Genomic DNA, 14761 nt, shown 5'->3' with positions numbered 1-14761 from the left:
CTGATGAAAGAAAAGATGAAATCAAGCTCAAAGATCCGGACAGTGCAGAAGCTGTCCGGATTTTGTCAAAGCCCTGATGTGAGGGCGCTTTGTTTTTTATTTCTGCTGCTGAGTGCAAGCTGTAGTTTTATATTCCGGGATTATTTATATGGAAATGACCTGATGATCTTCAACGATATCGGAAGTGATACCTGGCAGCAGTACATCATGAACTATACCAGCATTGTGAACCATCTGCGGGACGGCAGCTTTTCCCTCTGGGATTTTAATAACGGGCTGGGGATCAACCAGTTTAACTTTAACCTGTTTGATCCGTTCCTGATGCTGCTTTATGGAGTCGGTGTTGTTCTGGGACCGGCACATATGCTTCTGTATATCAATGTCATTCAGATCCTCAAGATCATGGTGGCGGCGTTTGCTTTTTACTGGTTTCTGTCACAGTTTTCTTTCAGCGTGCCGTCAAAGATGATCACGTCTTATGCTTATGCGCTGAATGGGTTTCTCCTGGTGTGGGGGCAGCATTACCAGTTTGGAACGGTCGTGATCTATTTTCCGCTGATGCTTCTTTTCTGTGAGAAGTTCATCCAGAAAAAGAAAGGAAAGGCACTGTTTCCGGTCATGGTATTCCTGTGCGGGATCTACAGCGTGTACTTTACATACATGTGCCTGGCGGCGACCGGGCTGTATCTGCTTTTCCGGATCCTGATGCTGGACGGACTTACCTGGAAAGAGAGGATACAGAGATTTCTGCTCGGCTGCGCGGAGATGATCATGGGCGTGGGAATGAGCCTTGTCGTGTTCCTTCCGATGGCAGAAGTTCTCCTGAATGTGTCTTCCAGACTGGAAAGCGATGGAACAGGGCTCCTTGATTTCCTGCGTCAGTGTTTTACGCCATATTCAAGGAAGTTTTATCTGTCCATGCTCAAGAGAATGTTCTCAAGCAACTTACAGAACGGTTACGGACTGGCAAAAGGACCGCAGCAGTATGTGATGAACTATTACGAAGATCCAGTCCTTTTCTGCTCAACGCTGGCTGTTTTTCTGAATGTGCAGTTTCTTGCAGTCCTCCGAAAAGCAGACATGACGAAGCGGGCAAAAAGAGTACTCTATGGAGTGGCTGCCCTGATCCTTGTCGGAACTGCACTCCCGGTCGGAGGAACGGTCTTTAATTACTTCACACTGCCGACACAGCGTTATACATTTGTGCTGATGACGGTCTTTCTGCTTTTGATGGCGTGGATGCGGGATTACATGCGAAAAGGCGGCAAGCTGAACCTTGTGCTGATTCTTGCGGTGACTGCCCTCATGGGCTGGGCATACTGGTGCGGATATGAGCAGGCGGGTTTCCAGGAATACAGGACAAATATCCTGATCCTGACCGTCACAGGAATTCTGACAGCCGTCTGCCTGACGCTGCTCTGTTTCCTGAAGGATATACAGATAAGAAATGTGATCCTAGGAGTTATGGGCGTTGTGCTTGTCGTGAACGTGGTTTCTGAGGGCGGAACAAATTATCAGAACCGCGTCACCATGAAAAAGACAGATGTTCCGGCAGAAGTGATGGTGCAGGAAACACAGCGCTATGAGGAGATGCGGACTTCTGATGACAAGGAGATAAAATACCGCGCAGAGATCGAGAAACCGCAGGATTTTTTCCGGGAGATGTACCGTGTCGATCTTGCGGACTGCCTGAACTATCTCAAAGAAAAGGATCCGACGTTCTACCGTGTAGAGAAAGATTATATTTCGGGAACTGTTTCGATGGATTCTTCCGGGCAGGGATACCGCGGGATTTCGACTTATAATTCTGTCATGAACGGAAATGTCAAAGAATTTGTCGAGACCTGTTATCCGGAACTGTTTTTTGCAGATCACAATCATTATACGTTCTGGAACAATGTGGACGATAACTGGCTGGCTGCTTTCCTGGGCGTGAAATACATCCTTTCCGGAAACGGAGAACCGGACGAGACAAAATATAAGCTGCTGGATCAGGTGGGAAGTCTTTATATCCATGAGAATGTACTGGATGCACAGACAGCGCATTTCTATACGCAGGATATTTCAGAGGAGAGCCTTAAGGAACTCTGCACAGAGGAGAACAGGGAAGAACTTCTCGGAGAGGCGATCGCCCTGGAGGATGGAACGGAGATCGGAGATGCATCTGAGATCCAGACACTCAAACCCGAGGAGCAGGAGACAGCAGAGCAAAATTCTTCCGTGACGCTGGATGCGCCGCAGAAAGACTCTGTTGTGACAGGAAGTGTCCATGCAGAAGCAGATGGATATGCCCTGTTTATGATCCCATATGAAAAAGGCTGGAGTCTCACGATCGATGGAGAAAAAGCGGAACTGCTCCGCGGCGATATCGGATTCCTTGCATGTGAAGTGCCAGAGGGAGATCATACGATCCTTCTTACCTTCGAGGCACCGGGATTAAAGGCAGGCACGATAGGAAGTGTGCTGTTCTGGATCTTGTTTGCACAGAGCAGGCTCCTGATCATACGAAAGAATAAAACCAGAAAATCAGCGGGTGCTTGAGGGCACACCGCTGATTTTCTGGTTTATGAGAAGTGAAAAAAATTTAAGATTTTGCTACTTTGATGATTCTCCAGAGAAGTAGAAGGAAGAGTATGAGACCGGCACCGCCGAACAGGATGTATGGAAGATTGTTCCTGTCTGCGGAATATTCTCTGGCAGCTTCTATATTCTGGTTGCTTTCAGTAGAAAAAGAAGAATTGTCTTCATGGGTGGCTGCCATAGTTGCTGTTCCGACAGGAGTACCACCAAAGAAATACTGACGGCTGTACTGTCCGTTTTCCTGTTCTTCGCCATCTTCAGTAGTGAGACTGTCTGCTGTGGCGCCGACAGGTACGTAGACATTGCCGCCAGAAACCATGTTGAAGTCGTTGTCTCCGAGGGAGAGCATCTGGAAATTATCAAATCCGTAGTTAAACAGGCTGACTGCTTCTGTTGTAGTTACACCGGAAGCACCCTGAAGAACAACAGCGATCAAGGTGACATCGTCCTTTTCGGCTACACAGACGAGTGTGCTGCCGGAGGCTTCTGTATAACCTTCCCTTCCACCAAGACAGTACTGATAATAGGCTGCATTGGATGAAGACATCAATGGAAAATTGTTGGTTAGTACACGTTCACCACCGGATACGTTAGTCGCTGGGATCGTATAAGAAACTGTATTGGAAATGGTCAGGAAGGATTCATTATCAATAGCTGCCTTCATAATAAGTGCCATGTCATGTGCGGTGGTATGCTGATTTTCATCTGGAAGTCCGGTAGACTTGGTAAATACTGTGTTGGTGCAGCCAAGCTGTGCAGCCCGGTCATTCATCATCTGAACGAAGTTTTCAACAGAACCGCCAACGTGTTCTGCAACCTGAAGTGCGATGTCATTTGCTGAGGAGAGCATGATCGCATAGAGGCATTGTTCCATTGTAAAAACCTCTCCAAGCTGTGCGGAAATATTGGCACCTCCGTCAGTAACACCGGAAACACCGGTTTCTGTCATGGTGACTTCATCAGTAAGCTGCGAATTTTCAAGAGCGACCAGGACAGTCATGACTTTGACTGTAGCACCGGGATACAGTTCCTGATCCATGTTTTTGGAATAAAGCATCGTCTGTGTGCTGTCCTCCATGATTACGGCCGCTGTGGAAGTAATCTCTGGTCCCTGAGGCCATCCCGGAATGCTGTTTGTTGTTATAGCAGAAGTAGCAGCCTGGGCAGTATCTGCGGCTGTTTCCTCGGCGGCCAGGACCGGTGTCTGGAACAATACAGAACAAGAAAGTCCCAGAGCCAGAAGACCGCTGTATAATCTTTTTAATCTCATAATCTATCTCCTGTGACTGATAAAATAGTGTGTCGTTTTTAACAAAAAATACATATCAATTCATATCATATCCCATTTTTCGACGCAATTCAAGCAGAATGATATAGCCCCTTGCAAAAATAGGCCTGGAATGATAAAATAAAGCCGATTATGAGTAAAATTATTGTAAAATATGTGTTGCTGTGAGCAGTAACAAATAAGTAAAGTCTGAGGACACAATATATGAATAAAAAACAACAGGCAGGAGGCGGGATCCAGTGGGGACGCATGCTCAAGAAACTGAATCCCTACACGATCCAGAAGGGCTTCCGCTATCTGAAGCACTATGGACCGAAGGAATTCTGGATCCGTCTCCATGAACGTTTTGAGCCGGAAGAAGTTCCCTATGGTCCGTGGTATGAAGCGTATATTCCGGATAAGGCGGAACTTGAGAAGCAGAAGAAACATAAGTTTGCATACACACCGCGGATCAGTGTTGCTGTGCCGGCATTCCGTACACCGGAGGTTTTTCTGCGCCAGATGATCCAGTCACTTCTTGACCAGACCTATCCGAACTGGGAACTCTGTATTGCAAATGGAAGTCCGGATGATACGGAGATGACAGCCATCCTTAAGGAATATGCGTCAGCAGATCGGAGGATCTGCGTCAGAGATCTGGGCGAGAATCTGGGAATCGCAGGAAATACCAATGCGGCACTTACGATGGCATCAGGAGAGTTTGTGGGTCTTCTGGATCACGATGACCTTCTGGCACCGAATGCCCTTTATGAGATCGTTAAGAAACTCAATGAGGACAGAGAACTGGATGCCGTTTACACAGACGAGGACAAGGTCACAACAGACTTAAGTGAACATTTCCAGCCTCATCTGAAACCGGATTTCAACCTGGATCTCCTGAGGTCCAACAACTATATCTGCCACTTTTTTGTAGTCCGCAAGACTATCGTGGATAAGGTCGGCGGTTTCCGTCAGGAATTTGACGGGGCACAGGATCATGACTTTATTTTCCGCTGTGTGGAGGAAGCTTCCGGCAGAGTCGGACATGTACCGGAGATCGTTTATCATTGGCGTACACACAAGGCATCGACTGCAGATAATCCTGCCAGCAAGATGTATGCGTTTGATGCAGGCAAAAGAGCAATCGAAGCACACCTCAAGCGCGTGGGCGTAGAGGGTGAAGTAAGCCATACACCGGATCTTGGATTTTTCCGCGTGAAATATCCGGTCCACGGAGAGCCTATGGTTTCTATCATCATCCCAAATAAGGATGAGAAGGAATCCTTACAGGCATGCATAGAATCCATCAGGGAAAAAACAGAATATCAGAATTACGAGATCCTGATCATTGAGAATAACAGTACTTCCGAGGAGATTTTTCATTATTACAAAGAACTCTCCAGAGATCCAAAGATCCGTCTGCTCAGATGGAAGAAGGAATTCAACTATTCTGCCATCAACAACTATGGTGTCCGCCATGCAAAGGGCGATTACTTACTGTTCCTTAACAATGATGTGACGGTGATCACACCGGGCTGGATCAAAGAAATGCTCGGTGTCTGCCAGCGAGGAGAGGTCGGGGTGGTCGGCGTGAAGCTGATCTATCCGGACAATACGATCCAGCATGCAGGCTGTGTGATCGGTATCGGCGGCATTGCAGGCCATATGTTTGTTGACATGCCGGCGAACAGAACCGGGTATCTCCACAAGGCTTCGATCCTTCAGGATATGAGTGCTGTGACTGCGGCGTGCATGATGATGAAGCGCAGTGCATTTGAGGAAGCAGGCGGATTTACAGAGAAACTGTCTGTTGCATTTAACGATGTGGATCTGTGTCTGAAAGTTCGTAAGAATGGAAGTCTGATCGTGTATGATCCATATGTTCAGTTATATCATATGGAATCCAAGACGAGAGGTGCAGAGGACAGCGAGGCGAAGGTCAGACGTTTTCAGGAAGAAATTGAATACATGCGCTGTCAGTGGATCGACATCCTCAGGAAAGGTGATCCTTACTATAACAAGAATCTGTCTCTGACCAAATGGAATTACTCCCTTCGTCCGATCCGGGGAATGGAGAATAAGGAGAAATAATATGGAAGTATCGGTTGTCATACCGAATTATAATGGAATTGCGTTTCTGGACAGCGTACTTGCAAGTCTGGAAGGGCAGACACTCAAAAATTTCGAAGTGATCTTTGTGGATAATGGTTCTTCTGACGGAAGCTGTTCTTTCGTTGCGGGCAATTATCCGTGGGTGCATATCATTGAACTGCCTGAAAATTATGGTTTCTGCAAGGCAGTTAATGAAGGGATCAAAGCTTCCAGAGCACCGTATGTCCTTCTTCTGAACAATGATACAGAAGTGAAAGAGGATTTTCTGGAAGAGATGGTCGCCGCGATCCGCAGGCACAAGAGAGCTTTTTCCTGTGCGGCGAGAATGGTGCAGTATCATGACAGAGACCGCCTGGATGATGCAGGCAATTTCTACAATGCACTTGGCTGGTCTTTTGCGAGAGGCAAGGGCAGGGATATCCATACGTATGAGAAGGAAGAACAGATATTTTCCTCCTGCGGCGGTGCTGCGATCTACAGAAGAAAACTTTTTGAAAAGATTGGATATTTTGACGAAGAACATTTTGCATATCTGGAAGATACGGATATCGGATACCGTGCAAGGATCTACGGTTACGAGAACTGGTATGCGCCAAAGGCGGTCGTTTACCATGTGGGAAGCGGCACGAGCGGATCCAGGTATAATTATTTCAAGACCAGATATTCTTCAAGAAACAACGTTTATCTGATCTACAAAAATATGCCGCTGCTTCAGATTATTCTGAATCTTCCGTTCCTGGCAGCAGGATTTTTGATCAAGTTTTTGTTTTTTGCTGTCAAGGGCATGGGCAAAGAATATCTGGCAGGTATAAAGAATGGATTTTCCATCAGCCACAAGGGTCGAAAAGTCCCGTTTTCGATGAAACATCTGCCAAATTATGCCAGGATTCAGCTGGAATTATGGAAGAATATTTTTGTCAGATTTACTGCGTAAAGGCGGATTTACAGATCGCAGAGCTAAATTTTATAAAATAAAATTTGGTATTTTATTGATTTTGACAGTCAACTATTATAAGATAAACACACATAATGAAACAGTGAGGTGACAGAAATTGATTCAGGATAATCAGAAGAATTTCAGTCGTCTCCAGATGTTAATTGATGCCGTTGTAATTGCGGTTGCTTATGTCCTTGCGTGGATGATCCGTTTTATCGGACCGTTTTCGTATTCGGCAGTCCGGGCACTGGCGTTTGAGCAGTATATGTTTGCCCTGATCTTTATTATTCCGGGCTATCTGCTGCTATACCAGGCGTTTACCTTGTATGAACCTTTGCATCTGCAGGGGCGGCGGCTTGTGCTTGCCAATATTGTCAAGGCAAATGTTCTGGGACTTCTTCTTGTAGTATTCAGTCTTTATATGATCGGAGAGCCTGATTTTTCCAGACTTACGGTCTATATTTTCTGTGTAGTTAACATCTTTATGGAATGGGGAGTCAGACTTCTGATCTATTCTATCCTTAAGGATATGCGAAAGAGGGGACTGAACCAGAAGCAGATACTGCTGGTAGGTTACAGCCGTGCAGCGGAAGAGTACATTGACAGAATTAAGGAGAATCCTCAGTGGGGATATATCGTCCGTGGAATTCTGGATGACAATGTACCGGCGGGAACCCTCTATAATGGAGTAAAGGTGATCGGACGTATTGCGAATCTGACCGTGATCCTTCCTGCAAACAGACTGGATGAGATTGCAATTACATTGGGATTAAGTGAATATTATCGTCTGGAGGAGATCGTTGCAATGTGCGAGAAATCCGGAGTACACACGAAGTTTATTCCGGACTACAATAAGATCATTCCTACAAAGCCATATACGGAGGATATACTGGGACTTCCGGTGATCAATATCCGTTATGTGCCGCTGAGTAATACATTTAATGCCATGGTCAAGAGAACTATGGATGTTGTAGGTTCTATTATGGCGATTATTGTTTCTTCGCCGGTCATGCTTCTGATGTGTATCCTTATCAAGCTGACCTCACCAGGACCGCTGATCTATAAGCAGGAGAGAGTGGGACTTCACAACAAGACTTTCCGTATGTACAAATTCCGTTCCATGGAGATTCAGCCGGAGGCCGAGGAGCGTAAAGCGTGGACGGTCAAAAACGACCCGAGAGTTACCGGAATCGGCAAGTTCATGCGAAGGACAAGTATCGATGAACTTCCACAGCTTTTTAATATTCTGAAAGGCGATATGAGCCTGGTAGGACCAAGACCGGAAAGACCTTTCTTTGTAGAGAAATTCCGTGAGGAAATACCGAGATACATGGTCAAGCATCAGGTGCGTCCCGGACTTACAGGATGGGCACAGGTCAATGGTTACCGCGGAGATACATCCATCAGGAAGCGTATAGACTGTGACCTGTACTACATTGAGAACTGGAGCATCGGATTTGACATAAAGATTTTGTTCCTGACAATTTTCAAAGGCTTTATTAACAAAAATGCATATTAAGTAAGAAGGAGAAAAGATGGCAAGAAAACCAAAATCAAAAAAGAAAAAGATACTTTTTGCGGTTGAGATCATTGTACTTCTGGTATTTATCGGCGGACTTTATGTTTACGGTCAGCTGAATACCAAACTGGACAAGATCCAGCAGCCGGTATTGGACGAAAGCAAGATCCAGGTAAACCAGGAAGTACAGGATTCCATTGATTCTGAGACCTCCACACTGACCGGATATACCACATACGCTCTGTTTGGTATTGACCACCGTGACAAGAACACTGCTCTTGGTGGAGAAAACAGTGATACAATTATTATTGCAAGTGTCAACAACGACACCAAGGACGTTAAACTTGCATCTGTTTACCGTGATACACTTCTGAACATGGGATTCAGTGACAAGGAAACCTATTCTAAGGCAAATGCCGCATATGCTTATGGAGAAGCAGAGCAGGCAATCACCATGCTGAATACAAACCTTGACCTGAATATTTCTGATTACGCGACCGTAAACTTCAATGCGCTGACAACCATTATTGATGACCTTGGCGGTCTGGATATGGATATGTCCTATGCAGAGATCGTTCATATGAACAACTACTGTGTGGAAACCGCAGAAGAAACAGAAAAAGATTACACACCGATCGAACTTCCGGAAGAACCGGAGGACATCGAAAAAATCCAGTATACTTACCATCTGAACGGTGTACAGGCAACTTCTTACTGCCGTATCCGTTATACAGCAAGCCTGGATATGGGACGTACAGAACGTCAGCGAAAAGTTATCCAGATGATCGTTGACAAAGCAAAATCAGCAGGACTGAGCACGATCTTCAAGATCATGGATGATGTATTCCCGATGGTAACCACTTCCATGGACAAGACAGAGATCCTTCAGATGCTTCCGACACTCATCGGATACAGCGTCAACGATACAACCGGTTTTCCAAGTTCTTTCAAGTTCTCCAATGTTAAGGGAAGCGTTATCGTGCCGACCTCACTGGAGTCAAACGTTATTGAACTTCACAAATTCTTGTATGACGATCCGAACTATACACCTTCTGCAACAGTACTTGCAAACAGCCAGAGAATCCTTGAAATCGTCGGCGGTGAGGCAAGTCTGGATGATACACAGAAAGTAACCGAGGAAAACAGTGCAAATGATACCGTTATTTATGAGAATAACGGAACAACATGGGAAAATACTGCCGGAAGTGACGACAGTGGAAGCACTGATAATGATTACACCGGAGGAGATACAACCGGAGGAGATACAACCGGAGGAGATACGACCGGAGGAGATACAACCGGAGGAGATACCTCTGGCGGTGATGATTACACCGGAGGAGATACAACCGGAGGAGATACTTCCGGTGGTGATGATTATAACGGAGGAGATACAACCGGAGGAGATACTTCTGGCGGCGATGATTATGGCGGAGGAGATACAACCGGAGGAGATACTTCCGGCGGCGATGACGGCGGTGATTACTCCGAACCTGATTATGGCGGAGACGGCGGCGGTGAAGACATTGCAACAGAATCCGTAGAAGCAGCTTAAGCTACGAAACAATGATATAAGATGATCAGAAGGGAATTTCTCAGGCAGGAATTCCCTTCTGTTATAAATGGAGATTTATACAATGGAAAAAACAACAGATGTGATCATTCCCACATATCGCCCGGGAAAAGAATTTGGCAGGCTGATCGAGCGTCTTCAGAAACAGAGCTGCCCGATCCACAGAATCATCATAATGAATACAGAGGAGAAATTCTGGAATAAAGAATGGGATGAGAAATATCCATTTCTGGAAGTTCATCATATCCCGAAAGCAGAATTTGATCACGGCGGCACCAGGAAAAAAGCAGCCGCGCTGTCTGAGGCAGATATCATGGTATTTATGACACAGGATGCACTTCCGGCAGACAAAGAGCTGATTCAGAATCTGACAGGAGCACTTTGTTCTGATGAGCAGATCGGGGCTGCCTATGCCAGACAGCTTCCGAATGCCGAGTGTAGTTTTGTGGAGCGTTACACGAGATCTTTCAACTATCCGGAAATTTCCTGCGTTAAGACGAAGGCTGATCTTCCCAGGTATGGTATCAAGACATATTTCTGCTCCAATGTATGTGCTGCTTATAAGAAAGATATTTTTGAGAAGCTTGGAGGCTTTGTAGAGCGGACAATCTTTAATGAGGATATGATCTATGCCGGAAATCTGATCCAGGCAGGATACGGGATCGCCTATGCCGCAGATGCAAAGGTGATCCATTCTCACAATTATTCCTGCATGCAGCAGTTTCACAGAAACTTTGACCTGGGTGTTTCACAGGCAGAGCATCCGGAAATTTTTGCATCGGTGAAATCAGAAGGTGAGGGCATCCGCCTGGTGAAGCAGACATTCCGCTATCTCCTTTCCAGAGGAAAGATCTGGCTGATCCCGGGTTTTGTCATGCAGTCAGGATGCAAATATGCGGGATATCTGGCAGGTAAAAAATATCAAAAACTTCCTCGCAGAGTCGTTATGTGGTGTACAATGAGTCCCTATTACTGGAAGGCATTCTGACCAGACTGAGAGAAGGGAAACAAACAGCAACACACGCTTTTTTAAAGGAGTTATCACACTTTGAACACAATTGACTGATACACTGTTTTCATACAAGAAAAGGATAAGAGAAAGGAGCAGAAAGATGGACGATGAAAGAAGATGGAATTCGGCTCCGCAGTATGAGAAGACAGTAGAAGATTCGAATGTGCCGCCTTCCTACGCACACTATCATATGCATCAGGGAACAACGACGCAGAATTCAGGAACATCAGATAAAAGAGTGACTCCAGGAAAACAGAAACCACAGAACAGACTGGGCACCACGATTGGACTTGCAGTTGTATTTGGTCTGGTAGCAGGCATTGTTTTTCAGGGTGTGAATCTGGCAGCAGGTTTTATAACAGATACGACACAGACAGATACCGTGCAGGAACAGATAGATACAGCACAGCTTGTGACAGAAGCATCTGCTGATTCAGGAACAGGGCAGGAAGACACAGCTGCCACGGGAACAGCAGGAAGTGTAGCAAGTGTGGCCAGGGCAGCGATGCCGACGGTCGTGGCGATCACATCAGTAAGCATTCAGGAAATTCCGTATTATTTCGGATTTGGATTTTCTTCCAGAAGCACACAGCAGTATTCCAGTGAGGGCAGTGGATCAGGCATTATCGTTGGGGAAAATGACGACGAACTCCTGATCGCGACCAATAATCATGTAGTATCCGGAGCGACGACCTTAAGTGTCTGCTTTATGGGCGATGATGTGGTCAGCGCAGAGCAGGAAGCAGCAGAGACTGCTTCTGACAGCACCGGAGATGTCAATGTAGAGGATGCTGTCAGTGCCAAGATCAAGGGAACAGATGAGACAAACGATCTGGCGGTGATCGCAGTTGCGAAGTCGGATATTCCGGCAGATACACTTTCCAGTATTAAGATCGCACAGCTTGACACTTCAGATGATCTGGATGTTGGAGAGCAGGTAGTTGCAATTGGTAATGCGCTTGGTTACGGACAGTCTGTAACTTCCGGCTGGATCAGCGCATTGAACAGAACCATTTCTACAGATGATACGACCGGATCCGGACTTATTCAGACAGATGCGGCAATCAACCCGGGTAACAGTGGTGGTGCGCTTCTCAACATGAAGGGTGAGGTTATCGGAATCAATTCAGCCAAGTTTGCAAGTAATGCAGTAGAAGGAATGGGATATGCTATTCCGATTTCCAAAGCACAGCCGATCCTGGAGGAACTGATGAGCCGTCAGACAAGAGACAAGGTAGACAGCTCGGAAGCGTCTTATCTGGGAATTACACCAGTAGATCTTTCTTCTGAGACAATGGAGATGTTTGACATGCCTGTAGGTGTTTTTGTAAGCGAAGTAAGCGAAGGTGAAGCTGCTGCGAACGCAGGGATCCAGAAGGGTGACATCATCACGGGATTTGACGGACAGGCAGTTACTGGCAGGGATGATCTTGAGAGCAAGATGGTCTATTATGCAGCCGGTGAGACGGTTGATGTGACGATTTCAAGGGCAGAGGATGGACAGTACGAGGAACAGACTGTGCAGGTAACTCTGGGGAAACGCCCGAAGTCAGGATATGGAGACTGAAGCGTGGTTATAGGATAAGTATTTTATAAAAACTTTAGTTTACAGTTTGGATGGTTATGATATAATGAACGCATAGGCTCTGGACCAGGATCAGGTTCGGGGGCCTGTGCGTTCTGTATTTTACAGAACCAAAACCGAAAGGAGCAAATTATGTCAGATAAATACAACGATGATATCATAGAGGAAGAGATTCAAAATGAGGATGACGACAACAAGTATGAATCGGAGAAATTCTGTACCCTCTGCCGCAGATCAGAGAAGCAGGCGGGTAAGATGATCGATCTTCCAAATAACATACATATCTGTTCGGACTGCATGCAGAAGAGTTTTGACAGCATGAACCAGCAGATGAGCAGCAGCAATTTTAATTATAATGATTTTTTTAACATGCCGAATATCAGCATGATTGATTTAAGCAGTTTACAGAACCCGACACAGCATCAGAAGGTCAAACCTAAGAAAAAAGAAAAGAAAGCTGAGCCGGTTCTGGATCTTAAGAAGATCCCTGCACCGCACAAGATCAAAGCAACACTGGATGAGTACGTGATCGGACAGGAGCATGCCAAGAAGGTTATGTCTGTGGCGGTCTACAATCACTACAAGAGAGTTGCAACAGATACGATGGACGATATCGCTATCGAGAAATCCAACATGCTTATGATCGGACCGACAGGATGTGGCAAGACCTATCTTGTCAAGACACTGGCGAAGCTTCTGGATGTGCCGCTCGCGATCGCGGATGCGACTTCTCTGACTGAGGCAGGCTATATTGGGGATGACATTGAGAGCGTTGTTTCCAAGCTTCTGGCAGCAGCAGACAACGATGTGGAGAAGGCGGAACACGGTATTATCTTTATCGATGAGATCGATAAGATCGCCAAGAAGAAAAACACCAATCAGAGAGATGTAAGTGGAGAAGCTGTACAGCAGGGAATGCTGAAACTTCTGGAGGGAGCTGATGTAGAGGTTCCGATCGGAGCAAACAGCAAGAATGCAATGGTTCCGCTGACTACAGTAAATACCAGAAATATCCTGTTTATCTGTGGCGGTGCATTCCCGGATATTGAAGACATCATTAAGGAGAGACTGAACAAGCAGGCATCCATTGGATTTTATGCGGACCTGAAGGACAAATACGACAATGATCCACATCTTCTGGAGAAAGTGACCGTAGAGGATCTTCGAAACTTCGGAATGATTCCGGAATTCCTTGGCCGTCTGCCGATCATCTTTACGCTGAACGGACTGGATGAGGATATGATGGTCAAGATCCTTTCTGAGCCACGTAACGCAATTCTCAAGCAGTATCAGAAGCTTCTGGCACTGGATGAGGTGAAACTGGAATTTGACGACGGTGCACTTCATGCGATCGCAGCCAAAGCCATGGAGAAGGATACAGGAGCCAGAGCACTTCGTGCAATTCTGGAGGAATATATGCTGGACATCATGTATGAGATCCCGAAGGATGACAGCATTGGTGAAGTTATCATTACGAAGGAATATATTGAAGGAACCGGAGGACCACAGATCCTGCTCCGCGGGCAGGAAGTTCCACTTCTTACAGAGAATAACTAGGATTTCATAAGAAAGAGAGGAATTTTATTATGGCAAAGGATTTTTTTGGCACCTTAGGAGAAACACTCACAAAGACAGCACGAGAACTGAGCGGCCGTGCAGAGGAAGTCTATGAGACACAGCGCCTCAGAAACAAGATCTCCGGTGAAGAAAGACAGATCAACAAGGCGATGGCAGATCTCGGCAAGATCATCTACAAACGCTACAGAGATGGCGTTCCGGTAGACGAAGAGGAGAAGGCAATCTGTGAACAGATCGATGACAGAATGGCCCAGGTAGACAAATACAAAGAAGAGATGGACGGTGTCAAAGGAAACAGATTCTGTCCATCCTGCGGTAATCCGATTGGCAGAAATGATGCGTTCTGTTCCAGATGCGGGGCAGCCTGCCCGATTCCGGAACCGGAGGAAGAAGCCGGTGATACTGTGGACGGAACAGCCGAGGAGATTTATGAGACCGAGGAAACTTCCGAAGAAGTTGATGTGACAGACGGCACAGAGGAGACAGGGAGTAAAGTCAGCCTCTCCAAAGAAGAGACTGTACAGGGAGAAGTATCAGAGTCAGAGGCGAACGAAGTTCCAGAGAAAGAAGACAGTGTACAGGAAGAAAAAACTGAATAACG

Annotated in this window: 10 protein-coding genes; 9 read left to right on the top strand and 1 reads right to left on the bottom strand. The window is 46.1% G+C overall.

Annotated features, from left to right (window positions below; all coding sequences use genetic code 11):
* Nucleotides 1-3 precede the first annotated feature (3 nt).
* Nucleotides 4-2541, top strand: coding sequence for a YfhO family protein (locus tag DWX28_RS06725; RefSeq protein ID WP_118252228.1), 2538 nt, complete (start codon nt 4-6; stop codon nt 2539-2541).
* A gap of 43 nt (nt 2542-2584) precedes the next feature.
* Here DWX28_RS06725 and DWX28_RS06720 read toward each other — a convergent pair whose 3' ends face one another.
* On the bottom strand, nt 2585-3850 hold the full coding sequence (locus DWX28_RS06720; RefSeq protein ID WP_118252227.1) for a D-alanyl-D-alanine carboxypeptidase family protein: 1266 nt from the start codon (nt 3848-3850) through the stop codon (nt 2585-2587).
* A gap of 222 nt (nt 3851-4072) precedes the next feature.
* On the opposite strand from DWX28_RS06720, the gene DWX28_RS06715 reads away from it, so the two are divergent.
* From DWX28_RS06715 to DWX28_RS06680, 8 genes are all read left to right on the top strand, one after another.
* Nucleotides 4073-5938 carry a glycosyltransferase family 2 protein gene (locus tag DWX28_RS06715; protein WP_118252226.1) on the top strand — a complete coding sequence of 622 codons (1866 nt, stop codon included), beginning with the start codon at nt 4073-4075 and terminating at the stop codon, nt 5936-5938.
* Between the two features lies 1 nt (nt 5939).
* Nucleotides 5940-6893, top strand: coding sequence for a glycosyltransferase family 2 protein (locus DWX28_RS06710; RefSeq protein WP_022214286.1), 954 nt, complete (start codon nt 5940-5942; stop codon nt 6891-6893).
* 118 nt (nt 6894-7011) lie between these two features.
* On the top strand, nt 7012-8415 hold the full coding sequence (locus DWX28_RS06705) for an undecaprenyl-phosphate glucose phosphotransferase (RefSeq protein ID WP_022214285.1): 1404 nt from the start codon (nt 7012-7014) through the stop codon (nt 8413-8415).
* 16 nt (nt 8416-8431) lie between these two features.
* Nucleotides 8432-9967 carry an LCP family protein gene (locus tag DWX28_RS06700; RefSeq protein WP_118252225.1) on the top strand — a complete coding sequence of 512 codons (1536 nt, stop codon included), beginning with the start codon at nt 8432-8434 and terminating at the stop codon, nt 9965-9967.
* An 82-nt stretch (nt 9968-10049) separates the two neighbouring features.
* Complete coding sequence (locus DWX28_RS06695) at nt 10050-10973, top strand: glycosyltransferase family 2 protein (protein WP_022214283.1); 924 nt, start codon at nt 10050-10052, stop codon at nt 10971-10973.
* A 124-nt stretch (nt 10974-11097) separates the two neighbouring features.
* The gene (locus tag DWX28_RS06690; protein ID WP_022214282.1) at nt 11098-12564 is read left to right on the top strand and encodes a S1C family serine protease; all 1467 of its coding nucleotides are present in this window, start codon (nt 11098-11100) and stop codon (nt 12562-12564) included.
* A gap of 150 nt (nt 12565-12714) precedes the next feature.
* Nucleotides 12715-14139, top strand: coding sequence for an ATP-dependent Clp protease ATP-binding subunit ClpX (gene clpX / locus DWX28_RS06685; protein ID WP_022214281.1), 1425 nt, complete (start codon nt 12715-12717; stop codon nt 14137-14139).
* A 29-nt stretch (nt 14140-14168) separates the two neighbouring features.
* Entirely contained in the window at nt 14169-14759 is a 591-nt protein-coding gene (locus DWX28_RS06680; RefSeq protein WP_022214280.1) for a zinc ribbon domain-containing protein, read from the top strand.
* Nucleotides 14760-14761: the final 2 nt, after the last annotated feature.

It is taken from the genome of Blautia sp. AF19-10LB (assembly GCF_003461245.1).
Classification (GTDB): domain Bacteria; phylum Bacillota; class Clostridia; order Lachnospirales; family Lachnospiraceae; genus Blautia_A; species Blautia_A intestinihominis.
Note: the sequence above shows the minus strand (reverse complement) of the source record. Positions and strands in the feature narration are given on the sequence as shown.

What these genes read in the sequence shown, in the direction of transcription:
- DWX28_RS06725 (WP_118252228.1), top strand. Translation starts at nt 4, where the DNA reads ATGAAAGAAAAGATGAAATCAAGCTCAAAGATCCGGACAGTGCAGAAG.
- DWX28_RS06720 (WP_118252227.1), bottom strand. Translation starts at nt 3,850, where the DNA reads ATGAGATTAAAAAGATTATACAGCGGTCTTCTGGCTCTGGGACTTTCT.
- DWX28_RS06715 (WP_118252226.1), top strand. Translation starts at nt 4,073, where the DNA reads ATGAATAAAAAACAACAGGCAGGAGGCGGGATCCAGTGGGGACGCATG.
- DWX28_RS06710 (WP_022214286.1), top strand. Translation starts at nt 5,940, where the DNA reads ATGGAAGTATCGGTTGTCATACCGAATTATAATGGAATTGCGTTTCTG.
- DWX28_RS06700 (WP_118252225.1), top strand. Translation starts at nt 8,432, where the DNA reads ATGGCAAGAAAACCAAAATCAAAAAAGAAAAAGATACTTTTTGCGGTT.
- DWX28_RS06695 (WP_022214283.1), top strand. Translation starts at nt 10,050, where the DNA reads ATGGAAAAAACAACAGATGTGATCATTCCCACATATCGCCCGGGAAAA.
- DWX28_RS06690 (WP_022214282.1), top strand. Translation starts at nt 11,098, where the DNA reads ATGGACGATGAAAGAAGATGGAATTCGGCTCCGCAGTATGAGAAGACA.
- clpX (WP_022214281.1), top strand. Translation starts at nt 12,715, where the DNA reads ATGTCAGATAAATACAACGATGATATCATAGAGGAAGAGATTCAAAAT.
- DWX28_RS06680 (WP_022214280.1), top strand. Translation starts at nt 14,169, where the DNA reads ATGGCAAAGGATTTTTTTGGCACCTTAGGAGAAACACTCACAAAGACA.